At 49.6% G+C, this 18,316-nt stretch carries 16 protein-coding genes and 4 tRNA genes; 19 read left to right on the top strand and 1 reads right to left on the bottom strand.

Features of this window, described 5'->3' with window-relative positions; genetic code table 11:
* Positions 1-3: 3 nt before the first annotated feature.
* Genes ACN0UN_RS07295 through ACN0UN_RS07285 form a run of 3 tightly spaced genes read left to right on the top strand, consistent with a single transcriptional unit; the run spans position 4 to position 3,683 of the window.
* Positions 4-414 (top strand): VOC family protein, encoded by a 411-nt coding sequence (locus tag ACN0UN_RS07295; protein ID WP_417659407.1) that lies wholly within the window; start codon positions 4-6, stop codon positions 412-414.
* Positions 411-974 (top strand): DUF1415 domain-containing protein, encoded by a 564-nt coding sequence (locus ACN0UN_RS07290; RefSeq protein WP_417659406.1) that lies wholly within the window; start codon positions 411-413, stop codon positions 972-974. The genes ACN0UN_RS07295 and ACN0UN_RS07290 overlap by 4 nt, the downstream gene beginning before the upstream one ends.
* Positions 975-1,001: 27 nt before the next feature.
* Positions 1,002-3,683: a cation-transporting P-type ATPase gene (locus ACN0UN_RS07285; protein WP_417659405.1), complete on the top strand. Its 2,682-nt coding sequence runs from the start codon at positions 1,002-1,004 to the stop codon at positions 3,681-3,683.
* Positions 3,684-3,916: 233 nt separating this feature from the next.
* Here ACN0UN_RS07285 and queG read toward each other — a convergent pair whose 3' ends face one another.
* Positions 3,917-5,032, bottom strand: coding sequence for a tRNA epoxyqueuosine(34) reductase QueG (gene queG / locus ACN0UN_RS07280; RefSeq protein ID WP_417659404.1), 1,116 nt, complete (start codon positions 5,030-5,032; stop codon positions 3,917-3,919).
* A 68-nt stretch (positions 5,033-5,100) separates the two neighbouring features.
* On the opposite strand from queG, the gene ACN0UN_RS07275 reads away from it, so the two are divergent.
* From ACN0UN_RS07275 to ACN0UN_RS07200, 16 genes are all read left to right on the top strand, one after another.
* A complete protein-coding gene (locus tag ACN0UN_RS07275) occupies positions 5,101-6,606 on the top strand; it encodes an NAD(P)H-hydrate dehydratase (protein ID WP_417659403.1) in 1,506 nt (501 codons plus the stop codon).
* A 38-nt stretch (positions 6,607-6,644) separates the two neighbouring features.
* Entirely contained in the window at positions 6,645-7,124 is a 480-nt protein-coding gene (tsaE, locus tag ACN0UN_RS07270; protein WP_417659402.1) for a tRNA (adenosine(37)-N6)-threonylcarbamoyltransferase complex ATPase subunit type 1 TsaE, read from the top strand.
* Positions 7,124-8,437 carry an N-acetylmuramoyl-L-alanine amidase gene (locus tag ACN0UN_RS07265; RefSeq protein WP_417659401.1) on the top strand — a complete coding sequence of 438 codons (1,314 nt, stop codon included), beginning with the start codon at positions 7,124-7,126 and terminating at the stop codon, positions 8,435-8,437. Before tsaE ends, ACN0UN_RS07265 begins: the two co-directional genes overlap by 1 nt.
* A 13-nt stretch (positions 8,438-8,450) precedes the next feature.
* A complete protein-coding gene (gene mutL, locus ACN0UN_RS07260; protein ID WP_417659400.1) occupies positions 8,451-10,121 on the top strand; it encodes a DNA mismatch repair endonuclease MutL in 1,671 nt (556 codons plus the stop codon).
* A complete protein-coding gene (miaA, locus tag ACN0UN_RS07255; RefSeq protein WP_417659399.1) occupies positions 10,118-11,074 on the top strand; it encodes a tRNA (adenosine(37)-N6)-dimethylallyltransferase MiaA in 957 nt (318 codons plus the stop codon). The genes mutL and miaA overlap by 4 nt, the downstream gene beginning before the upstream one ends.
* A 147-nt stretch (positions 11,075-11,221) precedes the next feature.
* On the top strand, positions 11,222-11,473 hold the full coding sequence (hfq, locus tag ACN0UN_RS07250) for an RNA chaperone Hfq (RefSeq protein ID WP_417659486.1): 252 nt from the start codon (positions 11,222-11,224) through the stop codon (positions 11,471-11,473).
* Positions 11,474-11,499: 26 nt separating this feature from the next.
* Positions 11,500-12,795, top strand: a complete 1,296-nt coding sequence (gene hflX, locus ACN0UN_RS07245; protein WP_128352231.1) for a ribosome rescue GTPase HflX — start codon at positions 11,500-11,502, stop codon at positions 12,793-12,795.
* 54 nt (positions 12,796-12,849) lie between these two features.
* Positions 12,850-14,046: an FtsH protease activity modulator HflK gene (gene hflK, locus ACN0UN_RS07240; protein WP_417659398.1), complete on the top strand. Its 1,197-nt coding sequence runs from the start codon at positions 12,850-12,852 to the stop codon at positions 14,044-14,046.
* 3 nt (positions 14,047-14,049) lie between these two features.
* A complete protein-coding gene (hflC, locus tag ACN0UN_RS07235) occupies positions 14,050-14,937 on the top strand; it encodes a protease modulator HflC (protein ID WP_128352229.1) in 888 nt (295 codons plus the stop codon).
* A gap of 93 nt (positions 14,938-15,030) precedes the next feature.
* A complete protein-coding gene (locus tag ACN0UN_RS07230; protein WP_417659397.1) occupies positions 15,031-16,197 on the top strand; it encodes an aminotransferase class V-fold PLP-dependent enzyme in 1,167 nt (388 codons plus the stop codon).
* A gap of 76 nt (positions 16,198-16,273) precedes the next feature.
* Positions 16,274-17,572 carry an adenylosuccinate synthase gene (locus ACN0UN_RS07225; RefSeq protein ID WP_128352227.1) on the top strand — a complete coding sequence of 433 codons (1,299 nt, stop codon included), beginning with the start codon at positions 16,274-16,276 and terminating at the stop codon, positions 17,570-17,572.
* A gap of 89 nt (positions 17,573-17,661) precedes the next feature.
* Positions 17,662-17,737 (top strand) — tRNA-Thr (locus tag ACN0UN_RS07220).
* Positions 17,738-17,754: 17 nt separating this feature from the next.
* Positions 17,755-17,839 (top strand) — tRNA-Tyr (locus tag ACN0UN_RS07215).
* A 64-nt stretch (positions 17,840-17,903) separates the two neighbouring features.
* Positions 17,904-17,978 (top strand) — tRNA-Gly (locus ACN0UN_RS07210).
* 15 nt (positions 17,979-17,993) lie between these two features.
* A tRNA-Thr gene (locus ACN0UN_RS07205) sits at positions 17,994-18,069 on the top strand.
* A 110-nt stretch (positions 18,070-18,179) separates the two neighbouring features.
* Positions 18,180-18,316: GTP-binding protein (locus ACN0UN_RS07200; RefSeq protein ID WP_417659485.1), on the top strand; the 137-nt coding region annotated here is incomplete at its 3' end.

The following is an 18,316-nucleotide window of genomic DNA, read 5'->3' as shown; positions in this document are numbered from 1 at the left end:
CTCATGCGTCCCCATATCTCCTTTATTACACTTACAGTAAGTAATTTGGAGCGAGCCGTCGCGTTTTATCGCGACGGGCTCGGTTGGGCGACAGAAGGAATCATTGGTGAAGAATATGAACATGGCGCCGTGGCTTTTTTTAAACTCGACGGTGGGCTAATGTTCGCGTTGTGGCCGCGTGATAGCTTAGCGAACGACGCTGGGCTACCAGTAACTCCAGCCTCGCCAACCCATGTATTGCTAGCCCATAATGTGGCTTCTGAAGCCGAAGTTGATGCCGTGCTGAAAGAAGCTCAGGCAGCAGGTGCACAGTGGATTAAACCGGCGAAAGCAACCGCTTGGGGCGGTTATGCCGGTTACTTTATGGACCCCGAACAACATTTATGGGAAGTGGTTTACAACCCGAAACTATGAATCAAAACTCTGAAAAATTAATCGCGCAAACTGCGGCGTGGGTAGAACAAGTCATCGTTGGATTTAATCTGTGCCCATTTGCACGGCAAGAAGTAGAGCGGCAAACCATTGATTATCAGGTTGAGCCAAGCGATGCTTCCGCAGATCAATTACAAAGCTTATTAAACCTTTGCAAAAAGCTTGATGCCAACCAAGACATCGCCACCGCACTGCTTCTATTACCTTCGGGGGTTGACGATTTTCATGACTATCTGGAACTTGTTGATTACGCAGAGCGTTTACTCGAGCTGGAAGGTTATACGGGAGTTTATCAACTAGCGACCTTTCATCCGAACTATCAGTTCGCTGGCAGTGATGCCGACGATGCAGCAAATTATACCAATCGGTCGCCGTACCCAATGTTACATTTGTTGCGTGAAGACGGATTAAGTGCAGCTTTAGCGAGTTATGCTAAACCAGAACGTATACCTGAGCGAAACATTGAGTTTGCGACCAAAAAGGGCGCAGCCTTTTTTGAAGAAATTTTAGCGAATATTAGGGCGTTAAACGGCAACGGCTAGCGCACAACCAAGTTTATTGGGGGCCTCATGCTTTCCAATTGGCACGCCGAAGATCCAGCCGCAACCTTGCGCGCTGTTAACTCGTCAAAAATAGGCTTGAGCGAAGCTGAGGCAGCACTTCGCCTTGCGAAAAATGGGCCAAACGCACTTCCTGAACCACCGCCACCCTCCACACTAAAACGCTTTTTGCGACAGTTCCATAACGTACTCATCTACGTACTTTTAGGCGCAACTGTCATTACCTTGTTGCTGCATCACTACGTGGACGCTGTGGTTATTTTCGCCGTGGTATTAATCAATGCCATTATCGGCTACGTCCAAGAAGGAAAAGCCGAGTCAGCACTTGCGAGTTTGCGGCATATGTTGGCACCAACAGCAGTTGTTTTACGCGACGGCAATCGAATTGAAGTACCTGCTGATAACCTGGTGGTTGGCGACATTGTCTTACTTGAACCCGGCGCAAGAATTCCGGCGGATGTGCGGTTGCTGAGCTGCCACAACCTGCAAGTACAAGAGGCTGTGCTTACCGGCGAGTCTGAGGCGGCCAGCAAACAAACGAAGCCTGTTGCAAAGAATACGCCGTTGGGCAGCCGGGCCAGCATGGCTTATCTGGGTACCTGGGTAACCACCGGACAGGCGCAAGGCGTTGTGGTTGCAACAGGGACAGCAACTGAGTTTGGCGAAATTGGTGTCATGCTAACGGAAGTGACGCGGCTGACTACGCCGTTGGTGGTGCAAACAGCGCGATTTTCCAAATGGTTAACACTGATCATACTGGCGTTGACTTTATTACTGCTCACTTATGCGAGCCTGTTGCAGCTTATGCCGTTCGCCGAGCTGTTCATGGTAATGGTAAGTTTAGCGGTAGCCGCTATTCCCGAGGGGTTACCGGCCGTTATGACGATTACGCTGGCGGTTGGGGTGCAAGCCATGGCACGGCGCAACGCCATAGTGCGTCATTTGCCAAGCATTGAAACTTTAGGCGCGGTTTCGGTTATTTGTACCGATAAAACGGGTACGCTTACCCGAAACGAAATGATGGTGACGGCAGTTGTGACTGCCGATGAAAAATTTGACGTTAGTGGTGAAGGTTATAATCCCGTCGGAGAAATCAGCAACTGCAATGCAACTGAAAATCATCCCGTTCTATGGCAACTAGGGCGGGTTGCATTGTTGTGTAATGACGCCGAGTTGCAGCACAAAGAGCATGACTGGGCCGTAAGCGGCGACCCAATGGAAGGCGCTTTGGTGGTATTGGCTGCAAAAATTGGCTGGTCGCCGCCTGAACACGGAAGGCAGCAATGGCGACGTGACGATTTGCGGCCGTTTGATGCCGAGTATCGTTACATGGCAACCTTGAACCATAGCCAAGATAACCAGAGATTCATTCACGTAAAGGGTGCGCCGGAACAAGTGTTATCGATGTGCACGCACCAGCAAACTCTCAGTGATATACACCCCTTAAACCTAAATTATTGGCAACAACAAGCTGACTGTATGGCTCAACAAGGCCTGCGAGTGCTAGCCCTCGCCCAACGAAGTGTAGAGCCAGAAACTGAATTGCTGGGTTCTTCAGATGGCCTTGAAAATTTAGTGCTGTTGGGTCTGGTCGGCATTGTTGATCCGCCACGCGCTGAAGCAGTTCGTGCCGTAAAAGAATGCCAGCAAGCAGGTATCGGCGTGAAAATGATCACCGGTGATCACCCAGGTACCGCCCGAGCAATTGCGCAGCAAGTTGGCATGATCAACACGAATCAAGTGCTCACTGGGGCTGATTTGGATCAATTAACTGACGAGCAATTTAATGCAGCATTGGCGACAACCGATGTGTTTGCCCGAACAAGCCCCGCGCACAAACTGCGGCTAGTGAAAGCCTTGCAAGCGCAACAGCATATTGTTGCCATGACAGGCGATGGCGTAAATGACGCGCCCGCTTTAAAGCGCGCCGATGTGGGTATTGTAATGGGGATTCGTGGCAGTGAGGCGGCGAAACAAGCGGCAGACGTGGTGCTAACGGACGATAACTTTGCATCCATTGTGGCGGCAGTTCGCCAGGGCCGTACGGTGTACGATAATTTGAAGAAAGTCATTAGCTGGGATATTCCCACCAGTGTCGGGGAATCTATGACCATCATTGTTGCCTTACTGATGAGCATGGCATTACCCATAACTCCCGTTCAATTATTGTGGGTCAACCTGGTCACCGCCATCACTTTGGGGCTGACGCTGGCATTCGAACCTACCGAAGTTTACAGCATGCAACGGCCACCGCGGCTACGGTCAGAACCCTTAATACGTGCGTCTTTGGTTTGGCACATTGTGCTGGTGTCGGTGCTATTTATGGTGGGCATATTCGGCATCTTTCAATACGCATTAGGGCAAGGTTACTCGCTCGAGCTGGCGCGCAGTTTAACGCTCAACACTGCGGTAATATTAGAAATATTTCATCTGTTTTTTATTCGCAATATCTATGGTACATCACTGACACTGCGCTCACTTCGCGGAACCCGCCCACTATGGACTGCGGTGATATTGATTTTGCTGGCACAGGCGGCCGTGACTTACGTACCCGCACTACAAAAGTTGTTGGGCACAGCCGCAATTGGTTGGCGCGATGGGCTACTGATACTTGCTATTGGTGTCGCGCTGTTGCTGGCTGTTGAAGCCGAAAAACAAGTGCGTATCCGTTTATTCAACTGGCGCTTGTAACGTTCCACACCCTATGTAGAGCTTTTACGAAATCCTTTCATTTAACTTGTTGAGCGGCATCGTGCCGCTCGCTACCATAGCGGCCGTAACGTTGATTGTGGGGAGCAGCATCATGTACAAGTTTTTACTGGGTTTGATTATGAGTACCATGGTGATTCTAGTGGCCTGCAGCCCGCAGGAACAAGAAAGCTTTGTGAAGGAGCTTCCTACCGTTCAACAATCAAATAAAGGCTCTACGCATCACGCGTTAGCCCCTTCTCGACCGCGCGTACAAGTCGAATCACCTGCTTTTCAACTTTAACCGCGCCTGAGCGCTGGCGAGCTAAGGCCCAGTCGATGTGCTCTTGAACCATTGGTGTGCTGTTCGGGTATCGCTGTTCTAGCGCCGCAATAATATCCGTATCTGTTGGTGCATTTCCGAAAGCAACAGCCAAATTACGCTGCCAACATTCATAGCCAATACGCCGAATCGGTGAGCCTTCGGTGCGCTTCAGAAACTGTTCTTCATCCCATTGCCATAATTCCAGTAATTCTGGCGCGTGCAAATCTTTGCGTGGCGCGAAGTCGTCCTCGCCGGTCAGCTGGGCATAACGATTCCAGGGGCAAATGAGCTGGCAGTCATCACACCCGTATATGCGATTACCCATCAGCGGTCGATATTGTTCAGGAATGCTGTCACGCAATTCAATCGTTAAATAGGAAATACAGCGTCTGGCATCAAGCACATACGGTTCTACAATGGCTTGCGTGGGGCAGATGGTAATACAAGCGCTGCACGTGCCGCACTTTTCCTCAACTTCACTATCCATAGGTAGCGGCAGATTCACCAGCAGTTCGCCAAGAAAGAACCAGGATCCACTGCCTTCATCGAGTACCAATGTGTGTTTACCGCGCCACCCGAGCCCGGCTTTTATCGCCAGCGGCTTTTCCATAATCGGCGCTGAGTCAACAAAGGGCCTAAAATCCAAGTCGGCACAAGCTGACTGGATTTTATCGCCCAGCTGTTTGAGGCGTTTGCGCATAAGCTTATGGTAGTCGCGGCCTAAGGCGTAGCGGCTGATGTAGCCAAGGCGGGGGTTTTTAAGTGTTTTAGCAAAACCGGCTTCGGCCGGTAAATAATTCATGCGCACCGATATAGCGCGCACAGCGCCTGAATGAAGTTGATCGGGGCGCGTACGCAAGTCACCATGACGCGCCATCCATTCCATGTCGCCGTGCATGCCTTGGTCAAGCCAGCGCTGCAAATGTTCGCGTTCGGTGCTTAAATCAACATCAGTGATACCGACTTTTTGAAAACCAAGTTCGGTACCCCAACGTTTAATATCTTCAGCGAGTTGATGATAATCCATACAATTCGATTTATCCTCTAGGATAGAGCGCAGCGCTAACATAGCAAAAAAGACACGAGGATGCACCGATGCTTAGAGATTTCAGTGCGATGATTTATACCACCGAACAAGTTCGCAGCGGCGAGGCAAAGGCTGCTGCAGCGCACGGTGTGAGCATGGCGCAGTTAATGCAGCGCGCAGCGCAGGCATGCTTGCAAGCGATAAAGCAACGGCAATCCATCGGCGCGCAGCTGCTGATACTTTGTGGGCCAGGTAATAATGGCGGTGATGGTTGGGTGTTAGCGCGATTTGCCCAGCAAGCTGGCTATCGCGTGTCTGTCGCTGCTGCGGAACCAAGCTCTGACCTGGCTAAGGCTGCCGCGCAAGCGTGGCACGATCATGGTGGCTCGTCGATTGCGCTCACAGATTTGCAAAGTAAGCATTTTGAGGGGGTCAACATCGTTGTCGACGCCTTGCTTGGGAATGGCCTTTCCCGTAATTTAGACGCCGCCTATCAGCGCGTGATTGCGTTGTTAAATGACAAGAACCGAAGTTATTGGGTGCTCAGCGTTGATGTGCCCACTGGATTAGACAGTGACACTGGTTGCCCCAAGCCGATAGCAGTGCGAGCAAACAAAACAGTAACTATGGTTGCAATTAAAGTTGGGCTGGTTACCGGTCAGGCTGCGAATTTCTGCGGAACCATTGAGCTTGCGGATTTAGGTGTGGCTGCCGCATTTTATACAGCGAAGCCGGCGTTAAGAGCGATAAACCAAGATATTGTGCGTGAGTGCTTACTAACTCGAGAGCCTTCATCTCACAAAGGCATGTTCGGCCATGTGCTGATTGTAGGTGGTGCCCCTGGCATGAGTGGCGCAGCAACCCTCGCTGGACGCGCAGCGCTGCGGTGTGGCGCAGGCAAAGTTTCGGTAGCGACCCATGCGTCATCCCAATTCGCGGTGGCTGTTAGCCAGCCCGAGCTCATGGTGCATCATGTTGATGACGATCTAAGTCGTTTATTGAAGCTCGCATCGGTGGTCGTCATTGGACCTGGACTTGGCCAAACGGATTGGGCACAAAAATTGGTTGAGCAGGTGGCACGTTGGGAGGGCCCAGTAGTTTGGGATGCCGACGCGCTCAATAGTGTTGCCACCCAGCCAATGCGTAAACCTGACGGTGCTAGTTGGTATTTTACACCGCATCCCGGCGAGGCTGGGCGCTTGCTGCATTGTAGCGTAGATCAGGTTGAATCCGACCGTATGCAGGCCCTTACGCAACTTTGTCAGAACTTTCATGCACATGTGTTACTCAAAGGTTCAGGTACATTAGTACAGAATTACGGCAGTGACACTCGCTGGGTGTGCCGCCGCGGCAGCCCGGCATTGGCTACAGGGGGCAGTGGCGATGTGCTAAGCGGCGTTGTCGGGGCAATGATTGCGCAGCACGTTGATGCTGAATACGTATTGCCCGTTAGTGCGTGGCTGCATGCTGTTGCGGGTGAGAATGCTGCGCAAAACGGAGAACGTGGTACACTAGCAAGCGATTTATTGATGCAGTTGCGTGCGCTGGTAAACCCGACCCAGCAGCCTGGGTAGCCAACGTTGGCAGCTAAGATTTTTACAGTGGAACATTGATGCAAAGTCAGACTCTTTATTTGGAAAATGAAGCGGCATTACTGGCGTTATCAACGCGCTTAGCTCAAGCAGTGTCAGCTCAAGAAAAAAAACTATGCAATAGTGCATTGACCGTGTATTTATTAGGTGAGTTGGGGGCGGGTAAAACAACCTTCAGCCGTGGTTTTATCCAAGCGCTAGGGCACCAAGGGCATGTTAAAAGCCCCACCTACACACTGGTAGAAAGCTACGACCTGGCGCCTTGGCAAATCAACCATTTTGATTTGTATCGCTTGGCCGACCCAGAAGAACTTGAATTTATGGGTATCCGTGATTACCTTGGACCCCATAGAATTATTTTAGCGGAGTGGCCCCAACGCGGTGAAGGGTATCTTCCACAGCCAGATATAATTATAACGATTGATTATGCGGGTACTGCGCGATCAATCACTTTAAATGCGCGAACAGAACGGGGTCGAGTATTGCTCGATACAATGTAATGCGAAATATCTATGCTGCAGTGGTGTTCATGTGCGTGCTCTTCAGCGGCGCGGCTCATGCCAATGAGATTGTGAACGTTCGGGTGTGGCCAGCACCGGACAACACACGTGTAGTATTTGACCTTAGCGACAGCCCGGAATTTAGTTACTTCACCCTCTATCAAGCCACGCCATACCGACTCGTTATTGATTTTGATGGTACCCAATTGGGCCTTGACCTAGACACGGTGGAGAACGATTCGTTATTGATAAAAAAAATTCGTACCAGTACGCCCAAAAATAAACAGTCCACTCGAATTGTGATTGAGCTGTCAGATAAAATTGATGCCAATGTATTTCCATTAGCGGCTAATGATCGCTACGGGGAGCGGTTAGTCATCGATTTGCCCGGGCGTTCAATTGCGCGCAAAAACGAACCTCTGCGCGCTGACCAGCTCGAGGAGCGTAAAGTCACGATTGCTATCGATCCCGGACATGGTGGTGACGACCCAGGCTCAATAGGGCCCAGCGGTACCTATGAAAAGCATGTGGTGCTGAAAATCTCCAAGGCTTTGGCAGATATCATTAACCGTGATAGTGCTATGCAAGCGTACTTAATTCGTTCCGATGACTACTACGTGGGCTTAAAAGCGCGCACCCGCAAAGCTGAAGAAATCAAAGCTGACTTACTCGTGTCTGTGCACGCAGATGCCTTTACCAGTCCACAGCCACGCGGAGCCTCAGTATGGGTGCTATCGACACGGCGGGCGAATAACGAAATGGGTCGCTTGCTCGAGGACAAAGAGCGCCTGTCGGATGTGCTCGGTGGTGTCGACATGCGCATTGAAGAAGATGACACTTATGGCTATCTCAACAAAGCGTTGATTGATATGACAATGGGCCATGCCATGAGCACCGGCTATGAAATGGCGCGCGAAGTGATTGCCGAAATGAAACGGGTTGCGCACATGCATCAAACAGAACCGCAGCACGCCAGTTTGGCTGTATTAACGTCCGGCAACGTGCCATCCATGTTGGTTGAAACCGGCTTTATCTCTAATCACCAAGAAGAAAAGCAGTTGCTTAGCAACAAGCATCAACAGCAACTTGCGCGTGCAATTTATCAGGGTATTCGCAATTATTTCCAACGCCGTCCACCTGATGGCACCTTATTTGCGACCAACCGTAGCAGCACCCATGTGGTTCGCTCAGGGGAATCGCTGTCAGTGATTGCGCAACGCTATAATACATCGATAAAAGCGCTAAAAGAGCGCAATGATTTGTCGAGCAACGTGTTGTACGTTGGGCAAAAGCTCGAAATTCCATCATCTTAAGTTAGGTTTACACATGCCGATTCAGTTGCTGCCAATAAGTCTGGCCAACCAGATAGCAGCAGGGGAAGTGATTGAACGCCCCGCATCTGTTGTTAAAGAGCTGGTTGAAAATTGCCTTGATGCCGGTGCATCGCAAATTAGCGTCGACATTGAGCAAGGTGGGCGGCGTCGTATTCGTGTGCGCGATAACGGTGGCGGTATTGTTAAAGAAGAACTTGGACTGGCGCTCAGTCGTCATGCCACCAGTAAAATTGCTTCGCTCAGTGATTTGGAGGCAATTCAAAGTCTCGGTTTTCGGGGCGAAGCCTTAGCCAGTATTAGCTCAGTGTCGCGTTTAACCCTAACCTCGAAAACTGCAACCCAAGACCAAGCATGGCAAGCGTGGGTTGAAGGGCGTGACATGCAGGCGGAATTAGCACCGGCGAGTCATCCTGAAGGCACAACCGTTGATGTGCAGGATTTGTTCTTTAATACGCCCGCGCGGCGTAAATTTTTGCGCACTGACAAAACCGAGTTTGCGCATATAGATGAAGTATTACGGCGTATTGCGCTGGCGCGCTTTGGGGTGCGCTTTAACTTAACGCACAATGACAAAATTGTACGCCAATACAATGCAGTGCAAGACCCTGAACACGCTATAAAACGTGTTGCGCAGGTGTGCGGTAGTAGCTTTACCGACACGGCAATAGGCTTCGACGAACAAACAGGTCCAGTGCGCTTATGGGGATGGATAGCGCCTGCTCACGCCTGCCGCCATCAAGCCGATGTGCAGTATTTTTACGTGAACGGGCGGATGATGCGCGACCGTTTGTTGGGGCACGCGGTACGCCAAGCCTATGGCGACACATTAAACGATGAACGCACGCCAAGCTTTGTTTTGTACTTAGAATTACCGGCCGAAGATGTTGACGTGAATGTGCACCCGGCGAAACACGAAGTGCGCTTTCATCAGGCCCGGCAAATTCACGATTTCGTGTTGCACTGCGCGCGTCAAGCGCTTAGCTCGGCGCCTTCGGCCACAGCAACTGAAGCTGAACAAACGCAGCATGGCTACACAGCCAGCAGCGAAGCATTGACCCAGCAAGTTCGTGAGCTGCAACCACAACATCGGGAGATATTCCCAACGCGAATGGCTGCTCCTGAGCCGGCGCCAACACTGCAGACTCCAAAGCCATCGTTACCGCATTCTGTGCTTCAGGTGGTGGCTCAGCGCTTCGCTCTTATTGCCTCAGAACCATTGGCATTGCTTGATTTGCAACGGGTGCAACATGCCTATTTGCAGCAGCAACTGCAGCAACAGGCGCAAGTCGGGCTAGCAGGACAGCCGTTACTGATACCCGTGAAATTGACCGATGCAACACTGCTGCGCGCACTGGGCGACATTGATGCCAAACAACTGGCGCGACTGGGTGTGCGTTATGAACAGTCTAAGCGTGCGGTGACGGTACTTGATGTACCGTCAGTTTTACGCCAAACAGATATCGCGACGAGCATTGCGACGTTGGTTAAACGACTTCAGACCCATCAAGATGTATTTAGTTGGCTGGCAATTCATCAAGTACAAACCGACTATTCACTGACGCAAGCGGAGCATTGGCTGCGCTGCTGGCAAGACCAACTGCGGTCGAATCCGCAATGGTTAACTGAGGTTACGTTACCAAAAATGCCGGAGCCGCTGCGATGAATGAACCTTTCGTTATCTGTTTATACGGACCAACTGCTGCGGGCAAAACCGGCTTGGCTATCGCGCTTACACAGCAGCTTCCTTGTGACATTATTTCCGTAGATTCGGCGCTGATATATCGGGGCATGGATATTGGTACAGCCAAGCCAACTGCAGAAGAATTAGCGCAAGCTCCGCATCGGCTCATCGATATTTGTGACCCTGCCGAGAGTTACTCGGCTGCTCAGTTTGCGGCCGATGCGCGCCGTGAAATTGATGCCATCATTGCACAAGGTCGTATTCCGCTGCTGGTGGGCGGAACCATGTTGTACTTTAAAGCCTTGTTAGAAGGGATGTCGCAACTGCCTGAAGCTGATGAAGGTATTCGTCAACAACTCGGCCGCGAGCTCGAGCAAGGCGGTAGCGCCAAATTGCATTCCGAGCTCGCTGCAATTGACCCCGTAAGTGCCGCGCGAATTCATCCGAATGACCCCCAACGGTTAATGCGTGCGCTTGAGGTATATCGTATTTCAGGCCAGACATTAACGGATTTAACTGCTGCGCGCCATGGTGCTTTGCCGTACCCCTTAATTCAAATTGCGGTTGCACCGCGTGATCGTGCCACCTTACACCAACGTATTGAGTTAAGATTTCGTCAAATGGTTGAACAAGGTCTTCTTATTGAGGTCGAACAACTACGACAACGGTCTGATTTACATGTCGATTTACCAGCTATACGCTGTGTTGGTTACCGTCAGGCATGGCAATACCTGGATGGCGACTATGATTACGAGGAGTTTATTGACCGCGGTATTTTTGCAACGCGGCAGTTAGCCAAGCGTCAGCTCACTTGGTTGCGCAAGTGGCCTGGTGTGCAGTGGTTAGAAAGTGAGTCACCGAATTTACTGGAGCAAGCCATCGAGCTATGTGCGCAGCAGCCACAGTTATTTGCGCAGGGCAGCCTTGAAAACTAAAACATTCACCTTATATTCAGTATAAGCTGAAATAAATTAGACAAAGCTGCGAAATGGTGGCATTTAAACTATAGTTAAAGTGACTGGTAAAAGCGGTTGAGTATGTTGCCGCCAGACACGAACAATAACAAAAAAAGGAAACAGAATATGGCAAAGGGGCAAACATTACAGGACCCGTTTTTGAATGCGCTGCGCCGTGAGCGCGTTCCGGTGTCGATTTATTTGGTAAATGGAATTAAATTGCAAGGCCAGATCGAATCGTTCGATCAGTTTGTTATTTTACTTAAAAATACAGTAAGCCAGATGGTCTATAAACATGCCATCTCAACTGTTGTTCCAGCGCGCATTCCGCAAAATTATCTGCCAATAGCAGAGAATAGCGAAGAGGCGATTGACTAATATTATGATGAAGGAGCAGTGATAGCTTGTTTGATAGGTTTGAAAGTGGTGAGCGTGCTATCCTGGTCCACGTTGATTTCCCAGCCGAAATCGATCGTGAAGATCTCTCTGAGTTAAAACTTCTCGTGTCATCCGCCGGGGTTGAAACCCTCGGTGTGGTGACAGCATCGCGTAGCACCCCAAGTTCCAGATATTTTGTTGGCTCAGGCAAAGCAGAAGAAATTGCTGATCACGTTAAATTACTAGACGCCAATATTGTTATTTTTAATCACAGCTTAAGCCCAACGCAGGAACGTAACTTAGAAAAGTTATGCCAATGCCGTGTGCTTGACCGTACCGGTTTGATTCTTGATATTTTTGCGCAGCGCGCACGTACCCACGAAGGTAAGTTGCAGGTAGAACTGGCCCAGTTACGGCATATTTCTACACGCTTAGTGCGTGGTTGGACCCACTTAGAGCGCCAAAAAGGTGGTATTGGTTTACGAGGCCCGGGTGAAACCCAGCTTGAAACTGACCGACGGCTTATTCGGGGTCGTATTAAAAACATTCTTGGGCGTTTGGAAAAGGTGCAGAAGCAGCGCGAACAAGGGCGCCGCGCGCGCCAGCGCGCTGAAATTCCAACAGTATCATTGGTTGGCTATACCAACGCCGGTAAATCAACTTTGTTCAACAAGATCACTGAATCCCATGTGTATGCTGCCGATCAGCTGTTTGCGACACTTGACCCAACATTGCGGAAGCTGGAGCTAGCTGATGTAGGGTCAATTATTTTGGCTGACACCGTTGGCTTTATTCGGCACTTACCGCATGAACTTGTTGCAGCTTTTAAAGCCACGTTGCAGGAAACGCAAGAAGCAGATTTACTGTTGCATGTTATTGATGTGGCGGATGAGCGCCAAGCAGAAAACATGCATCAAGTGCAAGAGGTTTTGCATGAAATTGGCGCCGACGAAGTACCGCAACTGCTTATTTGTAATAAGATAGATAAACTGGATGACGGGCTTGCGCGTATAGATACTGATGACCAAGGGATGCCGATTCGTGTGTGGCTATCAGCGCAGTCAGGAGCCGGAATAGATTTGTTACAACAAGCGTTAGTGCAACGCTTGCGCCCACAGATGGTTGACGTATCCTTACGAATTCCACCCTCAATGGGTAAGTTACGTGGTAAGCTTTACGCCATGAAGAGTGTTACAGCAGAAGAAACCCGTGAAGACGGGCAGCTTGCATTGAAAGTACGAATGTCAGCTGTTGACTGGCAACGCTTAAGCAAACATGTCGCCAAAGAGTATGGCGATACCTTGCAAGGATTTGTAGAATAGCTGTAACAAATTAACAATAATGTATTTATAAACCACCCAGAGTTGGAGTAATCAATGGCCTGGAATCAACCGGGAAACGGCAATAACAATGACCGTGATCCATGGAAAAACCAAGGCGGCCGCGATCAAGGCCCGCCCGATCTCGATGAAGCGATTCGTAACTTGCTTGGCAAGTTAGGTCTTGGCGGAAACAAAGGCAAAGGCGGTGACGGTAAAAAAAGCAGTGGTGGGTTCCCATCACGTGGTTTTGGCGTTATCGCTATTTTAATCGTAGTTATCTGGTTTATTGCTGGTTTCTATACCGTTAAAGAAGCCGAGCGCGGCGTTGTATTGCGTTTCGGTCAATACCACAATTTGGTCGAGTCTGGCCTGCATTGGCGTCCATTTTTTGTCGATTCTGTCGAAACAGTCGACGTGAGCAACGTACAACAGTTCCAGTCTGAAGGTTTCATGCTAACCCAAGACGAAAACGTAGTGCACGTTGAGCTTGACGTTCAGTACCGTATCGTGAATCCGCGCGATTATTTGTTCGCGGTAGAAAATGCAGATCGTAGTTTAGCGCAGGCAACCGATAGCGCATTGCGTTACGTTGTTGGCCACACGACCATGGATGAAGTTTTAACCGTAGGCCGTGAAACTGTTCGTCAAAACACGCTTGAATTATTGGAAAATGTCATCGCACCTTACCAATTAGGTATTCAAGTGGTGGACATTAACTTGTTGCCAGCGCGCCCACCTGAAGCTGTAAAAGATGCTTTTGATGACGCTATTTCGGCGCAAGAGGATGAGCAACGCTTCATTCGCGAAGCAGAAGCCTATGCACGACAAGTTGAACCGTTGGCTCGTGGTCAGGTTCGCCGTGTTCTGCAGGAAGCCCAAGCGTATCGTGAGCAAGTAGTGTTGAAAGCTCAAGGTGAGGTTGCTCGCTTTAAAGAGCTGTTGCCACAATACCAAGCTGCACCTGTTGTGACGCGTGAGCGTTTATACATTGAGACATTGGAAAAACTCTACAGCAACACCGCCAAAATTATGGTGGATGTAGAGGGTAGCAACAACATGATGTATTTGCCGCTGGATAAAATTCTTGAGAAGCAGCGTGGTTCGGTAGAGCCTGAGCGTAGCGAAGCGTCGAGTACTAACTCACGTCCGACCCAAAGCTCAGGTAACATTCCAAATGGCAATTCGTCGCGCAGTAATTCGAATGACACAAGTGTTCGCACCAGCGATCGCTTTAATGATGGCCGGGGGTAAACGATGAAAAACTTTATAGCAGTATTAGTTATCGTCGCTGTGGTGCTCGGCTTCTCCTCAATTTTTGTTGTGAAGGAAGGCCAACGCGCCATTGTGGTTCAGTTTGGTAAAGTATTGCGTGATGCCGACACCGGTGAAGCGACAGTTTATACGCCAGGCTTGCACTTCAAGCTACCGTTCATTGAAGACGTTAAGCGCCTTGATGCACGTTTTAAAACACTTGATGGTAATCCAGACCGTTTCGTAACCAGCGAGAAAAAAGACTTGATCGTTGATACGTACGTGAAGTGGCGAATTTCTGATTTTGCAACGTACTATTTGTCGACCAATGGCGGTAACCAAGCGCAAGCAGAAGCCTTGTTAACACGTCGTGTCAGCAGTGGTTTGCGTGCCGAATTTGGTAGCCGTACCATCAAAGAAATTGTTTCTGGTGAGCGTGACAACTTAATGCGTGAAGCGCTAATTCGTGGTGCCGATAGTGCTCAAGAATTGGGTATCGAAGTGATTGACGTACGGGTGATGCAAATCAACTTGCCAACCGAAGTCAGCCAATCGATATTCCAGCGGATGCGTGCTGAGCGTCAAGCGGTTGCCATGGAGCACCGTTCTGAAGGTCGTGAGCAAGCTGAATTTATTCGTGCTGATGTTGATGCCCGTGTAACGGTTATGCTTGCGGACGCCGAGCGTGAGTCACGTGAATTACGCGGTCAAGGTGATGCAGCAGCAGCAGGAATTTATGCTGACGCATATAGCAAAGACCCTGAGTTTTTCTCATTCATTCGTAGTTTACAAGCTTATGAAAAAAGCTTTGCCACTGGCAACGATGTGCTGGTGCTTGAACCGGAAAGTGATTTCTTTAAATACTTGAAGAACTCAACAGCAACCAACTAACAAGCTCGTTATTGATTGCGAATAAAAACCCGCGGTTGTGCCGCGGGTTTTTTGTATATAGTCTTCTAAAAAAGTCCAACGAGTAACGAACAGATGTCTTACAAAAAACACTACAGCCGCTATCTAGCTCAACACCCAAACACATTGCATTGTGCGCCGCACAGCCACCACTATTGGCCTGATGTAACGCGCGATGCTCAGTTGCACTATTGGGACGACAGTGCCCGCGGCGTGGATCACAAATGGGACATCATTTTCGGCGAACGTGTGCCGTCGGTGCAGCAGCTGTTAGCGAAATTACTGAATCACCCTCATCCAGAGCAATTTGTATTTGCGAGTAATACACATGAATTGCTATATCGGGTGATTACCAGCTTTGACCCAACGCAGCCGCTGCGCGTGCTGAGCACCGACAGCGAGTTTCATAGTTTTGCGCGCCAGATAAAGCGGCTGCAAGAGCGCAAAAATGTTGAGTTAACAACGGTGCCAACTGAACCTTACGATACGTTTGAGCAACGTTGGTTGGCAGCAACTCAACAGGGCACATTTGACCTAATATTTACCAGCCAGGTTTTCTACAATTCTGGCGTGGTAGCGCCTGACTTGAGCACCTGGATTCACCAAGTACCTGTTGCCACGCAAATCATTGTTGATGGCTACCACGGGTGCGGCGCAATACCGACCGATTTAAGCCCTTATGCCAACCGTATTTTTTATGTAGCTGGCGCCTATAAATACCTTCAGGCCGGGGAGGGTTGTTGTTTTATGGCGGTTCCTAAAGGCTGCCAACTGCGCCCAGAATACACCGGATGGTTTGCTGATTTTGCAAACCTAGCAAAGCCACAAACTGGAACTGTTGGTTACGCGGATGACGGAATGCGCTTTGCTGGCGCGACAATGGATTTTTCAGCGCTGTATCGGCTCGAGAGTGTTTTGTTATGGTGGCAGCGGGATGCGCTGTCGGTGGCTGGCATGCATAGCTACGTGCAACAGTTACAAGCTGAATTTCTTACGGTGTTGGATGAGCTTGGCCACCCACAGATTAATCGAACGCATTTATTGGTCGACAACCTTGATCATCATGGCCACTTTCTTACGTTCAAACTGAAAAACGCTGAAATTGTGGAGGAGTTGGCAGGGCGGTTGCGTGCAGTGGGTGTTGAGACTGATTATCGAGGTGAACGATTGCGTTTTGGATTTGCAATTTATCACGACACGGTGGACTACCAACGCCTAAAAAATGCATTGAGTGGCGACTGATCGGGCTACCGCCGGTGCCAAATACCTGTTAAAATCGCCGCCTGTTTTTTCAACAGTAACCGCTGGTAACGAGATCATGGGTAAAAATGTAGTAATTCTAGGCACACAATGGGGTGACGAAGGTAAAGGCAAAATCGTTGATTTGCTGACAGATAAAGCGTCACTTGTGGTTCGCTATCAAGGCGGGCACAACGCAGGTCACACCTTAGTGATTGACGGTGAGAAAACCGTATTACACCTTATCCCATCAGGTATTTTACGTGACAACGTGAAATGCGTTATCGGTAATGGCGTGGTGCTGTCTCCAGAAGCGTTAATGGAAGAAATGGCTATGCTAGAAAAGCGTGGCGTTCCGGTACGCGAGCGTTTGCTTATTAGCGAAGCCTGCCCACTGATCTTGCCTTACCACATTGCACTTGACCAGGCACGCGAGATTGCTCGAGGTGCTAAAGCTATCGGTACTACGGGGCGTGGCATTGGCCCAGCTTATGAAGACAAAGTGGCACGCCGTGGCTTACGTGTGGGTGACTTATTTAACTTCGCGCGATTTGAAGAAAAACTGCGTGAAGTGGTTGAGTTCCACAACTTTACTTTGGTTAATTATTACAAAGTTGAAGCGGTAAATGTTGAAGACGTTTTAAATTACTGCCGTGAAATTGCTGGCCAGTTAAAAGACATGATTGCCGACATTCCAACCTTACTTGATGATGCCCGTAAAGCTGGCCAACACATCATGTTTGAGGGCGCACAAGGCACCTTATTAGACATCGATCACGGTACCTATCCTTATGTGACTTCGTCGAATACTACTGCCGGTGGCGTGTCCACAGGCGCTGGTTTCGGGCCACGTTATATTGACTATGTACTGGGTATCGTCAAAGCTTACACCACGCGCGTTGGCAGTGGCCCGTTCCCAACTGAACTGGAATGCGAAGTTGGCCAACATCTGGGTGTTAAAGGGCATGAATTTGGAGCCACTACTGGGCGTAAGCGCCGTACTGGTTGGTTTGATGCAGTTGCTGCGCGTCGTGCAGTGCAGATTAACTCTGTCAGTGGCTTTTGTTTGACTAAACTAGATGTATTAGATGGTTTAGATGAACTTAAGATTTGCGTGGGCTACAAACTGCCAAATGGTGACGTGGTCAACTACCCACCAATGGCTGCCGAAGACTACGACACAGTAGAGCCAATTTATGAGTCAATGCCAGGTTGGCAAGACAGCACAGTGGGTATCACTGAGCATAAAGATTTGCCAACTGCAGCGATGGCTTATATCAAGCGAATCGAAGTTTTAACTGGCGTTCCTGTGGACATTATTTCGACAGGTCCGGACCGTGGCGAAACCATTATTTTGCGTCATCCGTTCGCAAATTAACCAAACGGACCAAGAAACCTAAAAAAATTGGTATTTACTATTGCATCATCAAAATCGATACAATAGAATGCGCTCCACCTAACCGGGGTGCCGGCATAGCTCAGTTGGTAGAGCAACTGACTTGTAATCAGTAGGTCCCGAGTTCGACTCTTGGTGCCGGCACCAACTCAAAATATGGTTATGGAGGGGTTCCCGAGCGGTCAAAGGGATCAGACTGTAAATCTGACGGCTCAGCCTTCGCAGGTTCGAATCCTGCCCCCTCCACCATTTTTGCATTATCTGTAGAATGCGGTGAGTCCAGAATGGTTTGAGGTGGCCCGATTCAAGGCATGCGGGTATCGTATAATGGCTATTACCTCAGCCTTCCAAGCTGATGATGTGGGTTCGATTCCCACTACCCGCTCCAATAATCTGTATTCGTGCTGATATAGCTCAGTTGGTAGAGCGCACCCTTGGTAAGGGTGAGGTCGGCGGTTCAAATCCGCCTATCAGCACCACTTATCCGGTCCAACTCTTCCCTTGTCTCGCTAAATTCGGCATAATTGTCGGTTAATGATTTTCAATTGTTGGTGTTTAACCACCGTACGTTGTCCAAAAAGAGGCTGTCATGGCAAAAGAAAAATTTGAACGTTCCAAACCGCACGTTAACGTAGGTACAATCGGCCACGTTGACCACGGTAAAACTACTCTGACCGCTGCGATCACCACGGTATTGGCGAAAACCTACGGTGGTTCAGCACGTGC

The sequence above is a fragment of the Pseudidiomarina sp. genome, assembly GCF_048267825.1.
Taxonomy (GTDB): Bacteria; Pseudomonadota; Gammaproteobacteria; order Enterobacterales; family Alteromonadaceae; genus Pseudidiomarina.
This window is presented reverse-complemented; position numbering and strand designations above follow the sequence as displayed.